Annotated in this window: 15 protein-coding genes and 1 pseudogene; 11 read left to right on the top strand and 5 right to left on the bottom strand. The window is 74.0% G+C overall.

Going from position 1 to position 16,803, the window contains the following annotated elements; translation table 11 throughout:
* Positions 1-4 precede the first annotated feature (4 nt).
* Genes G7070_RS04310 through G7070_RS04320 form a run of 3 tightly spaced genes read right to left on the bottom strand, consistent with a single transcriptional unit; the run spans position 5 to position 3,590 of the window.
* Positions 5-1,324 carry an MFS transporter gene (locus tag G7070_RS04310; protein ID WP_166232233.1) on the bottom strand — a complete coding sequence of 440 codons (1,320 nt, stop codon included), beginning with the start codon at positions 1,322-1,324 and terminating at the stop codon, positions 5-7.
* Between the two features lie 22 nt (positions 1,325-1,346).
* The gene (locus G7070_RS04315; protein ID WP_206079945.1) at positions 1,347-2,648 is read right to left on the bottom strand and encodes an AMP-binding protein; all 1,302 of its coding nucleotides are present in this window, start codon (positions 2,646-2,648) and stop codon (positions 1,347-1,349) included.
* Positions 2,649-2,651: 3 nt separating this feature from the next.
* Positions 2,652-3,590 (bottom strand): 1,4-dihydroxy-2-naphthoyl-CoA synthase, encoded by a 939-nt coding sequence (locus G7070_RS04320; RefSeq protein WP_166232235.1) that lies wholly within the window; start codon positions 3,588-3,590, stop codon positions 2,652-2,654.
* Between the two features lie 475 nt (positions 3,591-4,065).
* Here G7070_RS04320 and G7070_RS04330 point away from each other — a divergent pair.
* The 3 genes and pseudogenes from G7070_RS04330 (at position 4,066) to menD (ending at position 7,431) form a co-directional block, all read left to right on the top strand.
* Positions 4,066-4,925, top strand: a pseudogene (locus G7070_RS04330) (isochorismate synthase).
* Positions 4,922-5,875, top strand: a complete 954-nt coding sequence (locus G7070_RS04335; protein WP_348981484.1) for an o-succinylbenzoate synthase — start codon at positions 4,922-4,924, stop codon at positions 5,873-5,875. The pseudogene G7070_RS04330 and the gene G7070_RS04335 overlap by 4 nt, the downstream one beginning before the upstream one ends.
* Complete coding sequence (menD, locus tag G7070_RS04340) at positions 5,872-7,431, top strand: 2-succinyl-5-enolpyruvyl-6-hydroxy-3-cyclohexene-1-carboxylic-acid synthase (protein ID WP_166232241.1); 1,560 nt, start codon at positions 5,872-5,874, stop codon at positions 7,429-7,431. The genes G7070_RS04335 and menD overlap by 4 nt, the downstream gene beginning before the upstream one ends.
* Here menD and G7070_RS04345 read toward each other — a convergent pair.
* On the bottom strand, positions 7,428-7,805 hold the full coding sequence (locus G7070_RS04345; RefSeq protein ID WP_166232243.1) for a hypothetical protein: 378 nt from the start codon (positions 7,803-7,805) through the stop codon (positions 7,428-7,430). The genes menD and G7070_RS04345 overlap by 4 nt on opposite strands.
* 104 nt (positions 7,806-7,909) lie before the next feature.
* Positions 7,910-8,413: a 2'-5' RNA ligase family protein gene (locus G7070_RS04350; protein WP_246227314.1), complete on the bottom strand. Its 504-nt coding sequence runs from the start codon at positions 8,411-8,413 to the stop codon at positions 7,910-7,912.
* Between the two features lie 265 nt (positions 8,414-8,678).
* Here G7070_RS04350 and G7070_RS04355 point away from each other — a divergent pair, with 265 nt between their 5' ends.
* The 8 genes from G7070_RS04355 to G7070_RS04390 all read left to right on the top strand — a co-directional run bounded on the left by G7070_RS04355 (position 8,679) and on the right by G7070_RS04390 (position 16,755).
* Complete coding sequence (locus G7070_RS04355) at positions 8,679-8,918, top strand: helix-turn-helix domain-containing protein (protein ID WP_166232247.1); 240 nt, start codon at positions 8,679-8,681, stop codon at positions 8,916-8,918.
* Positions 8,915-9,421, top strand: a complete 507-nt coding sequence (locus G7070_RS04360) for an IclR family transcriptional regulator domain-containing protein (RefSeq protein ID WP_166232249.1) — start codon at positions 8,915-8,917, stop codon at positions 9,419-9,421. Before G7070_RS04355 ends, G7070_RS04360 begins: the two co-directional genes overlap by 4 nt.
* A 35-nt stretch (positions 9,422-9,456) precedes the next feature.
* The gene (locus G7070_RS04365) at positions 9,457-11,106 is read left to right on the top strand and encodes an OPT/YSL family transporter (RefSeq protein ID WP_206079946.1); all 1,650 of its coding nucleotides are present in this window, start codon (positions 9,457-9,459) and stop codon (positions 11,104-11,106) included.
* A 45-nt stretch (positions 11,107-11,151) separates the two neighbouring features.
* Positions 11,152-12,219, top strand: a complete 1,068-nt coding sequence (locus G7070_RS04370) for an aminopeptidase (protein ID WP_166232251.1) — start codon at positions 11,152-11,154, stop codon at positions 12,217-12,219.
* A 14-nt stretch (positions 12,220-12,233) separates the two neighbouring features.
* On the top strand, positions 12,234-13,508 hold the full coding sequence (locus tag G7070_RS04375) for an alpha/beta fold hydrolase (protein WP_206079947.1): 1,275 nt from the start codon (positions 12,234-12,236) through the stop codon (positions 13,506-13,508).
* Between the two features lie 59 nt (positions 13,509-13,567).
* A complete protein-coding gene (locus tag G7070_RS04380; protein WP_166232252.1) occupies positions 13,568-14,245 on the top strand; it encodes an AroM family protein in 678 nt (225 codons plus the stop codon).
* A gap of 105 nt (positions 14,246-14,350) precedes the next feature.
* Entirely contained in the window at positions 14,351-15,724 is a 1,374-nt protein-coding gene (locus tag G7070_RS04385; protein ID WP_166232254.1) for a hemolysin family protein, read from the top strand.
* Positions 15,721-16,755 carry a hemolysin family protein gene (locus G7070_RS04390; RefSeq protein WP_246227316.1) on the top strand — a complete coding sequence of 345 codons (1,035 nt, stop codon included), beginning with the start codon at positions 15,721-15,723 and terminating at the stop codon, positions 16,753-16,755. The genes G7070_RS04385 and G7070_RS04390 overlap by 4 nt, the downstream gene beginning before the upstream one ends.
* The last annotated feature ends 48 nt before the right edge of the window (positions 16,756-16,803 follow it).

Raw genomic sequence — 16,803 nt, forward strand, 5'->3', positions numbered from 1 at the left:
CGGGCTACGGGCTCGGCGCGGACGCCGGGCGGCCGCGGTCGGAGGTCTCGGGCATCCGCCAGAAGACCACGGCCGACACCAGGCACAGCGCCACCATGACCGCCTCGAACACCCAGAAGACCTCGGCGCGCAGCGTCGCGGTCGCGAGCACCGGCGCCAGCCCGCCGAAGACCGCCACGGCGATCCCGTAGGGCAGCGAGATCCCGGCGGTCCGCACGGCGGCCGGGAACTGCTCGGCCATCACCGCGGCCAGGGAGCCGGCGTAGGCGGCCAGGAAGATCGCGTTGACGGCCACGGCGACCAGCACGCTCGACATGGTCGTGCCGATGGTGGCCAGCGTCGGGACGAACGAGACCGCCGAGCCCAGCGCGAACGCCAGCAGCAGGGGGCGGCGTCCGAAGCGGTCGGACAGCCAGCCCGACACCGGCTGCAGGATCGTGAACAGCGCCAGGCCCAGCATGGCCGCCAGTTGGGCGTCCGCGAGTTCGACGCCCGTCTTGAGGTTCACCAGGCTCGGCAGCGACACGAACCAGAACTGCACCAGGGCGGTGCCGGCGGCGACCATCCCGACGACGCGCAGTGCGGCGCGCGGGTGCTCGCGCAGCACCTGCGTCAGCGGCCGGCTGGCCAGCCGCCCCTCGTCGCGGGTGCGCGTGAAGATCTCGGTGTCGGGGACCGCGAGCCGCAACCACAGGCCCAGCAGCCCCATCACCGCGCCGACGCCGAAGGCGACGCGCCAGCCCCACGCGGCGAGGTCGGCCTCGGGCAGCGTGGCGAACATGAAGGCCGCCAGGATCGAGGCCAGCAAGGTGCCCGCGCCCACCGACACCTGCTGGAACGACCCGGCCCACGCGCGGCGTCCGGGAGGCGCGTTCTCCACCAGGAAAGCCGAGGAGGCCCCGAACTCGCCGCCCGCCGAGATCCCCTGGACGCAGCGGGCCAGGGTCAGCAGCACGGGGGCGAGGATCCCGATCTGGCCGTAGCCGGGCAGCACGGCGATCGCCAGGCTGGCGCCCGCCATCAGGCCGATGCCGAGCGTCATGCCCGCCCGGCGGCCGTGGCGGTCGCTGTAGGAGCCGAGCAGCGCGCCGCCGAGCGGGCGCATGAAGAAGCCGATGGCGAAGACCAGGAAGCCGGACAGCACCTGGGCGAACCGGTCGCCGGCCGGGAAGAACGCGGCGGCGAAGTAGGGCACGAAGAACGCGTAGACCGACCAGTCGAACCACTCCACGAGGTTGCCCACGGTGCCGGCGAACAGCGCGCGCCGGTGCCGCGAGGTGACAGCAGGTGTGGTGCTGATGGCGTTCCCCTTCGACTCGACCATCCCAACCGTAATGCTCCGCTATTCAATCAGCACGGACTTGGGGCGGGTTGCGCGGTCCGCCACCCGGTGCGGGTGGCGACGCCGCGCCGGTTGCGGTGCCTCGCAACACCCCGCGGCCGCTCGGCTCAGCGGCGCTCCCCCGCGCCCCGGGCGAGCAACGCCGTCGCCAGCGCGGCCGCCTCGCGCCGGTCGGGCTTGCCGGTGGGGCGCAACGGGAGGCTCGCCAGCCGGACCAGCGCGCGCGGGCGCTCGGCCGGGCGCAGGGCGTCGGCGGCCGCGCGGACGGCGGCCAGGTCGACGTCCGGGTCGGTCGTGACGGCCGTGACCAGGTGCCCCAGCGGTCGTCCGGGACGCCCACGACCAGCCACTCCCCGCCCAGGCCGGCCAGCGCGGCCTCGATGACCAGCGGCGAGACGTTGGCGCCGCCGCTGATCAGCACGTCGTCGGCGCGCCCCTCGACCACGAGCCGCCCGTCGACCAGCCGCCCGACGTCGGGGGTGACGAGCCAGCGGCGTCCCGCGTCGGTGACGAAGGGCTGGCCGGCGGCGTCCGGCGACAGGTCCAGGTAGGCGTCGGCGAGGGTGGGCCCGGCGAGCCGCACCCGCCCGTCGACCACGCGGACGCCGACCCCGGCGAGCGGGACGCCGTCGTAGACGCAGCCGCCGGCGGTTTCGGTGGAGCCGTAGGTCGTGACGACGCGGACGCCGGCCGCCGCGGCCCGCGCGGCCAGGTCCGGGCTGAGCGCGGCCCCGCCGACCAGCACGGCGTCGAAGGCGGCCAGCAGCCGCGTCCCGGACGTCAGCGCCGCGTGCAGTTGCGTCGGGACGAGCGACAGGTAGCGCCGCTCGCCCTCGGTGCCGGCCAGCGCGGCGGCCAGCAGGGCCTCGTCGAAGCCGGACGCCGGGGCGTACACCCGCGGCTCGAACCCGGCCAGCGCGCTGCGCAGCACCACCTGGAACCCGGCGACGCCGTGGACCGGGAGCGACGTGACCCAGCGTCCGGGGCCGCCGAGTCGCTCCAGAGTCGCCGCGGCGGACGCGAGCAGCGCGTCCAGCCCGAGCCCGACCAGGTGGCCGCGGCCGTCGGTCGACCCGGACGTGGCGATCACGATCTCGGGCGCGGCGTGCCCCGGGACCAGCCGCCGCACCGCCGCGTCGAAGCCCTCCTCGTCGGCCGCCATGACCCACGTGGCCTCGCCGAGGCGTCCGGGGTCGTCGGCGCGGCCCCGCACCGCGGCCAGCAGGTGCCCGTACAGCGCCCGGACCGAGCGCTCCCCCGTCCCGCCGCGCCCCCAGGCCAGGGGGCGACCGCCGTAGTCGACCACGGCTCAGAAGTAGTAGGGGTGGCCCGACCAGTCGGGTTCCCGCTTCTCCACGAAGGCGTCGCGGCCCTCCTGGGCCTCGGCCGTCATGTAGGCCATCCGCGTGGCCTCGCCCGCGAAGACCTGCTGCCCCGCCAGGCCGTCGTCGGCGAGGTTGAACGCGTACTTCAGCATCCGGATCGCCTGCGGCGACTTGGTGGCGATGATGCGCGCGTACTCCAGGGCCAGCGACTCGATGTCGTCGTGGTCGGCGACCTCGTTGACGACGCCCCACCGCTCGGCGTCGTCCGCGGAGTACTCCCGGGCCAGGAAGAAGATCTCGCGGGCGCGCTTGTCGCCCGCCTGCCGGGCGAGCAGTGCGGAGCCGTAGCCGGCGTCGAAGGAGCCCACGTTGGCGTCGGTCTGCATGAACTTCGCGTGCTGCCGCGAGGCGATGGACAGGTCGCAGACCACGTTGAGGGAGTGACCGCCGCCGGCGGCCCAGCCGCTCACGACGGCGACGACGACCTTCGGCATGGTGCGGATGAGCCGCTGCACCTCGAGGATGTGGAGGCGTCCGGCGCGCGCCGGATCGATCTGCTCCCGCCGGGTGGCCCGGTCGGCGCGCGGGTCCGCGCCGTCGGTCTCGTAGAGGTAGCCGTCGCGACCGCGGATCCGCTGGTCGCCGCCGGAGCAGAACGCCCAGCCGCCGTCCTTGGGCGAGGGACCGTTGCCGGTGAGGATGACCGTGCCGACGTCGGAGGTCATCCGGGCGTGGTCGAGCGCCCGGTAGAGCTCGTCGACGGTGTGCGGGCGGAACGCGTTGCGCACCTCGGGCCGGTCGAACGCGATCCGCACCGCGGGCAGGTCGCCGCCGTCGGCGTCCACCGCCCGGTGGTAGGTGAGGTCGGTGAAGTCGAAGCCCTCGACGGCGCGCCAGCGGGTCGGATCGAACGGGTTGCCCATGGTGGGCCAGCCTACTCAGCGCGGCGGCCGCCGGTCGGCCGCGCTCCGCCGCGGGGCCGCGCGATCGGGAGGTGGGTGGCCCTCGGCGGTAGACTCGCCCCTCGTGACCAACCCGTCCGACGACGCGCTCGCATCTCCGGCTGCCCACACCATCGAGGAGCCGTTGGAGGACTCGCTCAGCCGCGGCCTGCCGCTGGTGTGGGCGACCGGCGCCGGACGCGGCCGCCGGGCGCTGCTGGGCTGGGGCGAGGCGTTCCGCGCGACCGCGCAGGGCCCCGATCGGTTCGCCGAACTCGACGCGGCGTTCGCCGCCCACGCGGCCTCGCCGGACGCCGGGGACACGCCGGTCGCCTTCGTGACGGCGGCCTTCGCCGACGACTCTGCGTCCGCGTCGGTCCTGATCGTGCCCGCCCTGCTGGGGCGCTGGGCCGACGGGGTGCTCACCGTGACGCCGAACACCGACGCCGCCCCCGGGATGTTGCCGCCCCTGGGCGAGCGGGCCGAGTTCGAGGAGTTGGACCTGCGCCCGGGGACGCTGTCGCGGCAGGGCTTCCGGCAGGCGGTCGCCGCCGCTGTGGAGCGGCTGGCCGACGGCGAACTGGAGAAGGTGGTGCTGGCGCGCGACCTGGAGGCGGCCGCCGACGACCCCCTGGATGTGCCCGCGCTCCTCATCCGCCTGCAGCAGGCGAACCCGCAGTCCTACACCTTCCACGTCGACGGCATGGTCGGTTCCTCCCCGAGTTGCTGGTCGCCGTCGAGGGCAGCCACGTCCGCTCGCAGGCCCTGGCGGGGTCGGCGCCCGTGACGGGGAACGTGGCCGAGGACGACGTGACCGCCACCCGGCTGGCCGCCTCGGGCAAGAACCACGCCGAACACGTCTACGCGGCCACCTCGGTCGCCGAGAAGCTCGGGACGCTCGCGTCGGTGCAGCACTCGGACCCGCACGTCATCCGGCTGCCCCGCATCATGCACCTGGCCACCGACATCTCCGGCGACCTGCATGCGCCCGCCACCGCGCTGGCGGTCGCCGGCGTGGTGCACCCCTCCGCGGCGGTGTGCGGGACGCCCACGGAGTTGGCCGCGCGGGTGCTCGCCGAACTTGAGGGCTTCGACCGCGGCCGCTACGCCGGCCCGGTGGGCTGGCTGGACGCCGACGGCGACGGCGAGTTCGCGATCGCGCTGCGCTGCGGCCAGGTCTCCGACGACGGCAGGAGCATCCGCCTGTTCGCGGGCGGGGGCATCGTCGCCGGGTCCGACCCCAGCGAGGAACTGGCGGAGACGGCGCGGAAGTTCCTGCCCATGTACGAGGCGCTGTCGCCGGTGGACCGGCCGTGATCGCGGTCTACGCGACGTCGCTGCGCGACCGGTTCCGGGGGCTGGACCGGCGCGGCGGCGTCCTGTTGCGCGGTCCGGCGGGCTGGGGCGAGTTCTCCCCGTTCTGGGACTACGACGACGCCGCCTGCGTCCCGTGGCTGCGGGCCGCGCTCGAGGCGGCGACCCTGCCCTACCCCGAGCCGGTGCGCGACCGCGTGGCGGTGAACGCGACCGTGCCGGCCGTCGGGCCGCAGCGCGCCGCCGAGATCGTGAGCCGTTCCGGCTGCTCGACGGTGAAGGTCAAGGTGGCCCAGGCCGGCCAGAGCCTCGCCGAGGACCTCGACCGGGTCGCTGCCGTCCGCTCCGCCCTGGGCGCCGAGGGCCACATCAGGGTCGACGCCAACGGCGCCTGGTCCCTGGAGGACGCCCGCGCAGCCGTCCCCGCCCTCGACCGCGCCGCCGGCGGCCTGCAGTACGCCGAGCAGCCCGTCGCGACCGTGGACGATCTGGCCCGGCTGCGCCGCAGCGTCGGGGTCCCGATCGCCGCCGACGAGTCCATCCGCCGGGCCACGGACCCGCTCGCGGTGAAGCGGGCCGAGGCCGCCGACGTGGTGGTCATCAAGGTGCAGCCGCTGGGCGGCGTGCGCGCCTGCCTCGCCCTCGTCGAGGAACTGGGCCTGCCCATGGTGGTGTCCTCGGCGCTGGAGTCGTCGGTCGGCATCGCCGCCGGCGTCGCCCTCGCGGCGGCCCTGCCGGGCATCGAGTACGCCTCCGGGCTGGCCACCGTGGCGATGTTCGACCACGACGTGGCGTCGCGCCCGCTGCTGCCCGAGGCCGGGACGCTGCCCGTCGGCCGCGTCACCCCCGACGCGCTCGCGCCGGCGTCCGAGGACACGGTCAGCCGCTGGCTCGCCCGGCTGGAGCGGGTCGCCGACCTGGCGGCCATCGACCTGGACGAGGTGCTGCGGTGAGCGCGACCGAGGTGGCCCGCGAGCTGATCCTGCAGTTGGTCGCGGCCGGGGTCCGCGACGTCGTCGTCGCGCCGGGCTCCCGCTCGGCGCCCCTGACCTACGCGGCGGCGGACGCCGAGGCGTCCGGCCTGCTGCGCGCGCACGTGCGGTTGGACGAGCGCACGGCGGGCTTCTTCGCGCTCGGCCTGATCAAGGCCTCGACGCTGGCGGGCCGGACGCGCCCGGTGGCGGTCGTCACGACGTCGGGCACGGCGGTCGCCAACCTCCATCCGGCGGTGCTGGAGGCGTCCCACACCGGGCTGCCCCTGCTGGTGCTCAGCGCCGACCGTCCGCACGAGTGGCGGCACACCGGCGCCAACCAGACCACGATCCAGTCCGGGATGTTCGGCGAGGCCGTGCGGTGGTCCAGCGAACTGCCCGCCCGGGTCAACCCCGCTTCGATCCGCGGCCACGTCGCCCGGGCCGTCGCCGCCGCGGAGGGCACCCTCACCCGCGACCCCGGACCCGCCCAGCTCAACGTCGGCTTCGCCGAGCCGCTGGTGCCCGCGTCCCCCTGGGACGTCCCCGCGGCGCCCGAGCCGATCCGGGTCGCGGCGCGGCCCGCGGGCGAGGCACTGCCCGTGCCCGCCGGACGCCGCACCCTGGCGATCGCCGGCGACGCGGCCGGCCCGGACGCCGCCCGGGTCGCGCTGGCCGCGGGCTGGCCGCTGCTGGCCGAGCCGTCGTCGGGCGCCCGGCTGCCCGGCGCGATCGTCCGCTACCAGGCGCTGCTGCGCGCCGGGCTGGCCGCCGACGCCGAGCGCGTGGTCGTGTTCGGGCACCCCACGCTGTCGCGCACCGTCTCCTCGCTGCTGGGCCGCGCCGACCTCGAGGTGATCGTGGTCTCCCCCACCGCACGCTGGACCGACGTGATGGGGCGCGCCTCGGCCGTCATCCCGGCCGTCGCCCCTGCCGCGCCCGCGGCGTCCGACGCGGCGTGGCTGGACCGCTGGCGGGACGCCGACGCGGCCGCCGCCCCGGGCGACCCGGGGCTCTCCCCCATCCAGCGGGCCGCGCTGGCGCTGTGGGGCGGCGAGGGCGTCCTGCTGCTGGGGTCCTCCAACACGGTGCGCGCGTTCGACGCGGTGGCGCCGGGGTCGCGGCGCGGCGCGCGCGTCCTGGCGAACCGGGGGCTGGCGGGCATCGACGGCCTGATCTCGACCGGGCACGGGCTGGCCGTGGGCCTCGGCGAGGCCGTGACGGTGGTGCTGGGCGACCTGAGCTTCGCCCACGACGCCGGCGGGCTGGGGCGCGGCGAGCGCGAGCCCGAGCCCGACCTCGACGTGGTCGTGCTCGACGATCATGGCGGCGGGATCTTCGCCGGTCTGGAGCACGCCGCGGCCCCGCGCGCGACGTTCGAACGGGTCTTCGCGACGCCGCAGACCCTCGACATCGCCGGCATCGCCCGCGGCTTCGGTGCGCGCCACGCGCGCGTGGGGGTGGACGATCTGGCGCGGGCCGCCGCGTCCGATCAGGGCGGACGCCGCGTCCTGGAGGTTCCGCTGCCGCCGGTCTAGCCGGTGGCGATGAACAGGACCGCGAGCATCATCACGACGCTGAGCGGCACCATGAGGCGGCGCTGCCGCCGACTGCGGGACATCGCGAGCGCGACGACCTTGACCGCGCCGTAGGCGAACACGACCCAGGCGAGCGTGCCGACCAGCCAGGATTCCCCGCCCGGCAGGACACCCGCCCGCGAGAGCAGGACGAGCGCCGTGACCACGTAGACCCCGATGGAGAGCCGGGCGGCCTTGCGGACACCGTCGCCGTGCAGTTGCCGTTCGCCGCCCCACGTGTACTCGCCGACCGGCTTGCCCGCCGCCACCATGGCCTGCAGCCCACCCAGGAAGGTGAGCATGAGCAGCGCCACGCACAGCGACAGCACGGTCATCTGGTGGTCCCCCGTTCCGAGCCGTGGACGACCCGTCGATCCAACCTAGCGGCCCCAGCCCCTCTTTGGGACGTTTCACGAGGGTCGAGATTTTGCCTACCCGGTCATCCCCGCAGCGGCGCGCGGGCGAGGACGCGGCAGCCGCCGGACTCCCACCAGGTCAGCAGGAGTTCGTCGGCGCGCCCCGCCGCCGGAAGCAGCGGTCCCACCCGCGCCGCCGTCGAGGCGAGCGTGACGCGCTCCCCCAGCCGGTCGAGGGTCAGGTGCGGCGTCGGCTCGGCGCGTCCCCAGTAGGGCGTGACCTCGGGTGCCGCGCGGCGCGCCGCCGCGGTGAGCGCCGCGAACGGCCCGGCCGGCTCGGGCACCAGGTGGATCACCCCGTCGGGGAAGACGGCGAGCCGCTCCAGCGCGTAGTCGAACGGGGCGACCGACGCGGCCACCTGCTCCAGGAGGTCCGTCGACGCCGGACAGGGCGCCAGCACGGTGATGTGCGCGTGGGCGAACCGCGGGTCCGCGGACACGAAGCCGGGGTCGTAGAACGCCGTCCGCGCACGCACCCAGTCCTCCAGCGCCGGTACCCCCACCAGCAACACCGCGTGCCCCTCCACGGGAGCCCAGCCTAGGGCGCCGGCACCGGAGGGGCGGATACGGGTCGCCGGGCGCCCCAGCAAGCGGTTTCGTTGCATTATGCGCAACGCTCGTCTCCAATATCGGCACAACTCTGGACTCCCTCACCCGCGGCGGGTTATGTTCTCCGCCATCCCGAGCGAGGAGCGCGCCATGTATCTGCTTGTCAGTCGCGCCACCGTGGCGCAGCCGTGTGGACGCACGCCGTCCGACCGCCCGCCGACCCCTCTCCGCGAGGGCTGAACCATGGCCGGGGGCACGGAACTGCTGACCGTCAGCCGCGCGCTCAAGGTGCTGCGCGCCTTCAGCGAGGAGAACCCCTCCTGGGGCGTCACCGAACTCGCCAACGAGTTGGACCTGGACAAGTCGCAGGTCCACCGCCTGCTGGCCACCCTCACCCGGTACGGCTTCGTCGCCACGGTCCCCCGACGAGGCGCTACGCGCTCGGGCCCGCGGCCGTCCGGCTCGGCCACCTGGCGGAGATGAGCCCCGGCGTCCGGCACCGCTGGGACGTCCACCTGGCCGCCCTGTCCCAGCGAACGGGAGAGAGCGTCGTCATCGCCGTCCCCGACGGCTTCCGGTACCGCACCATCGCCGCCGTGGAGGGCCCGGGGCTGCTGCGCTACAACACCGCCATCGGCCGCTCCTACCCCGGCAACGCGGGCGCGACCGGCCACGCGATCTTCGCCCACCACCGCGGCGTGAGCGCGGTCGACCTGCTCACCGCCGACGGGACGCCCGCGGCCACCGCCGACGTGGCCGCGCTCCGGGAGCGACACGAGGCGGTCCGCCGCGACGGCTACGCGGTCTCGGAGGCCGAGTACGACCCACGCGTCATGTCCGTGGCGTTCCCCCTGATGTTCGACGAGCGGATCTTCGGGTCGGTCTCGGTCCTGGGCCCCAAGGAGTCCATGCGCGAGCGGCGCGAGGATCTCGTCCGCGCCGTCCGCGACGCCGCCACCGCCATCCAGGAACCCGTGGGTTCCTGAGCCACCCTCCCCCGACGCCACACCGAAAGCCGGCCATGACCACTGAACCCACCACCACGACGCAGGCACCCCTGCGGCACCCCAGCGCCTTCGAGCCGATCACCTTCATCCTGATCATCCTGCTGTCCGTCGTCGGTGCGCTGATCGGGCTGCACCTGATCACCACCCTCGGCATCTCGGCCAACACGTCCGTGATCGGCGCGCTGGTGGCCATGATCATCGGGCGCATCGGCATCCTCGGACTGAGCAAGTTCCGCGACATCAACCGCCAGAACCTCGCCCAGTCCGCCATCTCGTCGGCCACCTTCGCGGCCGCCAACGCGCTGCTCATGCCGATCGGCATCAGCTGGGCGTTCGGCCGCCCCGACCTCGTCTGGCCGATGCTGGCCGGCGTCACGGCGGGCCTGATGATCGACGCCTGGGTGCTCTACCGCACCTTCGGCTCCCGCTTCCTGCCCGCGACCGCTCCCTGGCCGCCCGGGGTGGCGGCCGCCGAGACGATCAAGGCCGGCGACCAGGGCGGACGCCGCGCCGCCGTGCTCACCGGCGGTGGCGTGGTCGGCGCCGTCATGTCCTGGTTCGGGCTGTCCGCGTCCGCCGCCGGCGTCGCGTTCATCGGCAACGTGGTCGCGCTGCTGATGCTGGGCATCGGCCTGATGGTGAACCAGTACTACAAGCTCGTGCCCGCCCTCAAGGACGTCTCGCTCTCGGGCCAGTACATCCCGCACGGCCTCATGGTCGGCGCCGGGCTCGTCGCGCTGGGGCAGGCCGTGTGGATCTTCCTCAACCGCCCCAGCCGCCGGAAGGCCACCCCCGTGGACGACGGCGAGGACGCCACCGATCCGGCGCTGGCCCCGACCCGCGGACGCCAGGAGCTCGCGTCCGGCCTCGGCGGCGGCTTCGTGGTGTTCATCGTGGGCGCGCTCGCGCTCGGCGTGATCACCGGCCTGATGGCGGAGATGTCGATCTGGCAGCTGATCGGGTGGGCGCTGTTCGCCGCCTTCGCCGCGTTCGTCCACGAGATCATCGTCGGCCTCGCCGCGATGCACTCGGGCTGGTTCCCCGCGTTCGCCGTCACCCTGATCTTCCTGGTGCTCGGCCTGGTCGCCGGGCTGCCGGACGTCCCCCTGGTCGTGCTGGTCGGCTACTGCGCCGCGACCGGCCCCGCCTTCGCCGACATGGGCTACGACCTGAAGGCCGGCTGGATCCTGCGCCGCGTCCATTCGCGGCACCCCGGGTACCGCGCCTACGAGATGTCGGGACGCCGTCAGCAGTACTACGCCGCCATCCTCGGCTTCGCCGTCGCCCTGGCCGCCGTCATGCTGCTGTGGCAGCCGATGTTCACCGACGGGCGGGTCCCGCCGGTCTCGAAGGTCTTCGCCGACACCATCACCGCGGGCCTCACCAATCCCAACGCCGTGACCAACCTGATGCTGTGGGCCATCCCGGGCGCGATCATCCAGCTGATCGGCGGCTCGAGCCGGCAGATGGGCATCATGCTCGCCACCGGCCTGCTGCTGACCCAGCCCAACGCGTGCTGGCTGATCTTCGGCGCGCTGATCATCCGCCTCGTCATCCGCCACCTCAAGGGCGCGAAGGCCGAGGAGGACCTGGCCCTGGTCGGCGCCGGCCTGATCGCCGGGGACGCCATCGCGTCCCTGGGCCAGATCTTCAAACCCCGCTGATCCGCGTTCCACCACCCCTGACCGCAACGAAGAAAGGCAACCGAAATGGAAGTCACCAACCGCGTCGAGTCGCGCAACGAGTACCTCGCCTTCGAGGCGTTCGTCGGCGCCCGCAAGTTGATCGAGGAGATCATGTGCGTGCAGCCGGGCGAGAACGTGCTGATCACCACCGACACGTCCTCCGACATGCGCGTGGCCGAACTGCTCGGCGGCGCGGCCCGGGCCGTCGGCGCGCATCCCGTCATCGTGCGCTACGAGACGCGCTGGCAGTCGGCCGTCGAGCCGCCCGCCCCGGTCGCGGGCGCCGCGCTCGGCGCGGACGTGTGGATCGAACTCCAGCTCGGCTACATCATGCATTCGAACGCGTTCCGGGCGGCGATGGAGCGGGGCACCCGCTACACGTGCCTGACCGGCCTGGACGTCCAGATGCTCGTCGACACCGTCGCCAAGGTCGACTACGCCGGCGTCCGGGAACTGGGCGACAAGCTGGTCGAGCTGATGAGCGCCGGCGAGGAGATCCGGATCACCTCGGAGAACGGCATGGACATCACCGGGCGCACCGGCGACCGCCCCATCCACGTGCGCGGCATCCCCGCCGACAAGCCGGGCATGTCGGTCATGCTCGCCGGCCAGATCTCCTGGAACCCGCTCGAGGAGACGCAGAACGGCACGATCGTGTTCGACGGCGCCGCCTGGCCGCCGGACGAGAACGGCCTGATCGCGAACCCGATCACGCTGACGGTCGAGAACGGCGTCGTGACGTCGATCACCGGCGAGGGCCGCGACGCCGCCGTCTTCCGCGCCTGGATGGAGTCCCAGGACGACCCGAACATGTTCCGGATCGCGCACTGGTCGCTGGGCTACAACCCGGGCGTGACCCGCTCGACGGGCCGTATCGTCGAGGACGAGCGCGTGTTCGGCTGCGTCGAGTTCGGCATCGGCACCAAGGGCGCCTGGATCGGCGGCGAGCCGTGGGTCGCCCCGGCGCACACCGACGGGTCGAACGTCCGGCCGTCCATCTACGTCGACGGGGTGGCCATCGAGGAGAACGGCAAGTACGTCCACCCCGAGCTCGTCGAGATCTGCCGCCGACTCGGCGTCGGCGGCTACTGAGAGGAGAATCCGCGGTGAGCACCGAGACCTTCCGGGTGGACGGCCACGAGGTCCACGAGCACGTCGTGACCGTTCCGCTCGACCACACCGGCACCACGCCGGGCACGATCGAGGTGTTCGCCCGCGAGTTCGTCCGGCGCGGCGGGGAGAGCCGGCCCCGGCTGATCTGGTTCCAGGGCGGCCCGGGCAACCGGGCCAACCGGCCGGACTCGGTCGGCGGCTGGCTCGACCGGGCGCTGGAGGAGTACCGCGTCGTCCTGCTCGACCAGCGCGGCACCGGCCGCTCCACCCCGGCCGACCGGCAGACCCTGGCGGGGATGGCCGAGCCCGCCTCCTACCTCAGCCACTTCCGCGCCGACGCGATCGTCGAGGACGCCGAGGCGCTGCGCGTGTCGCTGGGCGAGGAGAAGTGGAGCGTCCTGGGGCAGTCGTTCGGCGGCTTCATCGCCACCGCCTACCTGTCGCGCCACCCGGGGTCGCTGCGCGAGGTCGTGATCACCGCGGGCCTGCCCGCGCTGACCGGGCCCGCCGACGACGTGTACGCGCTCACCTACGCGCAGACCGCGCGCCGCAACGCCGACCTCGGGCGCGCGTTCCCGTGGCTGCCCGGCACCATCGCCGACGTGGCCCGGCACCTGGGCGACACCGAGGAACTCCTCCCCACCGGGGAGCGGCTCAGCGCGCGGCGCTTCCTGCAGATCGGGATCAAGCTCGGGGCGGCGTCCGGCTTCGCGGCGATGCCCTACCTGCTGGAGGACCCGTTCGTGAGCGTCCGGGGCGAGCGCCGGCTGCGCGACCGGTTCCTGGCCGAGGTGGGCGGGGTCGTGTCGTTCGCCGGCAACCCGCTGTACGCGGTGCTGCACGAGACCATCTACGCCCAGGGGTCCGCCTCACACGGGGCCACACGCTGGGCGGCGCAGCGCGTCCGGGACCGGCTGCCGGCGTTCGACGCGTCGGCGTCCGCGCCGCTGCTCACCGGCGAGCACATCTACCCCTGGCAGTTCGACGAGGACCCGGCCCTGGTTCCGCTCAAGGACGCCGCGGAGGCGCTCGCCGCCAAGGAGGACTTCGGGCGCCTGTACGACCCGGCCACGCTGGCGGAGAACACGGTGCCGGTCGCCGCGGCGGTCTACCAAGACGACATGTTCGTGCCGCGGCAACTCTCGCTGCAGACCGCCGCGGGGATCCGCGGGCTGCGGCCCCTCATCACCAACGAGTACCAGCACGACGGCATCCGCGTGGACGGCCGCAACCTGCTCGACCGGCTGCTGCGGCTGCTGCGCGGCTGACGCCACACCGACCACGGCGCCGGCACCCGCCGCCGCCAGGAAGCTCTTGAAGGGGAACCATGAAGCTGTCGCTGGTCACGATCGGGCAGAGCCCCCGCGTCGACATCACCGCCGAACTGGACGGCTACCTGCCGACCGGGGTGGAGATCATCGAGTTCGGCGCGCTGGACCACCTCGACGAGGCCGGGATCGCGGCCATCGCACCCCGGGCCCGCGAGGGCCACCTCACCTCGCGCCTGCGCGACGGGGGCTCCGCGGTCTTCGGGCACGGCCACACCGTGCCGCTCGTGCAGCGCGCGATCCGGAGCGGCGAGGACGCCGGGGCGGACGCCACCGTGCTGCTCTGCGCCGGCGACTTCCCCGGGGTGGTCCACGACAAGCCGCTGTTCCTGAGCGAGCGACTGTCCCACGACGGCGTCCGGGGGCTCCTGAGCGGCCTGGGCGCCGGCCGTCTGGGCGTCGTCCGGCCGCTGCCCGAGCAGCTGGACGCCGGGTACGCGCACTGGGGCCGGTCCCTGGGGCGGTTCCCGGCCGCGATGGCGGCGGCGTCCCCCTACACCGACTCGCTGGAGACCATCGCGGCGGCGTCCGCCAAGGTGGCTGACCGCGTCGATCTGGTGGTGCTGGACTGCATGGGCTTCGGCGAGGACGCGCGGCGGGCTGCCGCTGAGGCGTCCGGGGTGCCGGTGGTGACGGTTCGCGGGGTGGCGCTGCGGCTGCTCAGCTCACTTCTGTGATGCGGGACGAGCCGGTCCGCTGTTGGGCGGCACTGCCATAATGAAGCCCATGACAAGCACCGACGCGGAGAGTCATAGACCCAGCTCCCCCGGTGAGGTGGTCCGGTGAACCCGGTCGTCTCCCTGCTGCTCGGCGTCGTGGTGGTCCTCGCGATCACCGCCGCCACCGCCTATTTCGTCGCCCAGGAGTTCGCGTTCGTCTCCGTCGACCGCTCCCGGCTCGCGGGTCGCGCCGCGTCCGGGGACAAGCGGGCCGAGACGACGCTGACGGTCACGCGCCGCACGTCCTTCATGCTGTCCGGCGCCCAGCTCGGCATCACCGTGACCGGCCTTCTGGTCGGCTACGTGGCCGAGCCGCTGATCGGCCAGGCGCTGGGCTCGATGCTGTCGGGCGGGGCGCTCACGGCGGTCGCCGTCGGGATCGGCGGCTTCGTGGCGCTGGCCTTCTCGACGCTGGTGCAGATGCTGTTCGGCGAGCTCTTCCCCAAGAACTACGCGCTCGCCCGCTCGGGGCCGGTCGCGGACGCGCTGGCCCCCTCCACGCGCGTCTACCTCGCGGTGCTGGGCCCCGTGATCTGGGTGTTCGACAAGGCCGCCGAGCTGTTGCTGCGGCTGCTGCGCATCGAACCGGTGCACGACGTCGAGTCGGCGGTCAGCGCCACCGACCTGGAGCGGGTCGTCGCGGACTCCCGGGCGGCCGGCACGCTGCCCGACGAGCTCGGGCTGGTCATCGACCGGATCATCGACTTCCCCCGTCGCGGCGTCGAGCACGCGATGGTGCCCCGCGTCCGGGTCGACACGGTGCGCGACACCGCCACGATCGGGCAGGTGCGCGCCGAGATGGCGGCCGGCCACACCCGCTACCCGGTCATCGGGGCGGACTACGAGGTCGTCGGCGTCGTGCACCTCATGGACGTCCTCGGCCGACCCGCCGACGACGAGGCACCTGTCGCCACCCTGGCGCGCGAGGCGCTGTTCCTGCCGACCGTCATGTCGCTGCCGGACGCCCAGTCCGCTCTGCGCGAGGCCGGCCAGGAGCTGGCCTGCATCGTGGACGAGTTCGGCGGCTTCGCCGGCATCCTGACCGTCGAGGACCTGATCGAGGAGATCGTCGGCGATCTGGTCGACGAGCACGACCTGGACCCCGACCCGGACGACGACATCCATCTGGTCGGCGGCGACACCCCGGTCGACGACGTCGAGCGGCTCCTCGGGCTTCGCCTGCCGGAGGGCGACTACGAGACGTTGTCCGGCCTGCTGATCCACGAGCAGGGCGACCTGCCGGCGGTCGGCGATGCGATCACCGTCCGCCTCGAGCCGTCGCTGGGGCAGCAGACGCTGGACGCGGACGCCCCCGTGACGCTGGTCACGTTCACCGTGGAAGCGATCGAACGGCACGTCCCCTCCCGCGTCCGCATCGCGGTCGCGTCCGAGGACGGGACGTCCTCCGGGGGCCACGAGAGGACGGCGGAGCGATGATCACCCCCCTGGCCATGAGCCCCTGGGCCGTCACCGCGTGGACGGTGGCCCTGATCGCCCTGAGCGCCTTCTTCGTCGCGGCCGAGTTCGCCCTCATGGCGGCCAAGCGGCACCGCCTCGAGCGGCGGGCCGACACCCCCGCGGGGCGGGCCGCGCTGAAGAACTCGGCCGAGCTCACGCTCGTGCTCGCGGGCGCCCAGCTCGGCATCACCGTCTGCACGCTCGCGCTCGGGGCCATCACCAAGCCCGCCGTGCATCACGCCCTGATGCCGCTGCTCGAGGCCGGCCTGCCCACGGCGGCGGCGGACGTGGTGGCGTTCGTGCTCGCCCTGATCGTGGTGACGTTCCTGCACCTGGTCATCGGCGAGATGGCGCCCAAGTCGTGGGCGATCGCCCACCCGGAGGAGTCGTCCCTCGTGCTGGCGCTGCCGCTGCGGGCCTACATGTGGCTCACCCGGCCCGTGCTGATCGCGATGAACACCGCGGCGAACTGGCTCGTCCGGCGCGCGGGCGCCGAGCCGGTGGACGAACTCGCCACCGGGCAGGACGCCGTCGGCCTGCGTCATCTGGTGGAGCACTCGGCCAACGTCGGGGCGCTCGACGCGCGGTTCAGCGGCTCCCTGGAGCAGGTGCTGACGCTGCGCGACACGAAGGTCCGGGAAGTGATGCCCACCGGCCGGCCGCTGTCCGCGGTCGGGGTGCAGGCCACGGTGGCGGACGCCAGGGCGGAGGCGATGGCCTCCCGCCACCGTCGCGTCCTGGTGCGGGACGGCGAACGGACCGTCGGCGTCGTGCACGTCCGCGACACCCTGCAGGCGCCCGATCCCTCGGCCCCCGCGCTCTCGCTGGCCCGTCCCCCGGTCACCGTCGCCGCCGACACGGGGCTGGCCGCCGCCGTCGCCACCATCCGGCAGGCGAGGACGCAGTTGGCCGTGGTGACCGAGGACGGCCGCGAGGTCGGCGTCCTGACGTTCGCCGACGTGCTGCCGAGCCTGATGCCGGCGGCCATGCTCGTCGCCGAGGAAGGCTGACGCCCCTAGCCTCGGGCTCGACACCCTGTTTGTTAGTAACTAACATTT

The sequence above is a fragment of the Propioniciclava coleopterorum genome (genome assembly GCF_011393335.1).
Taxonomy (GTDB): Bacteria; Actinomycetota; Actinomycetes; order Propionibacteriales; family Propionibacteriaceae; genus Propioniciclava; species Propioniciclava coleopterorum.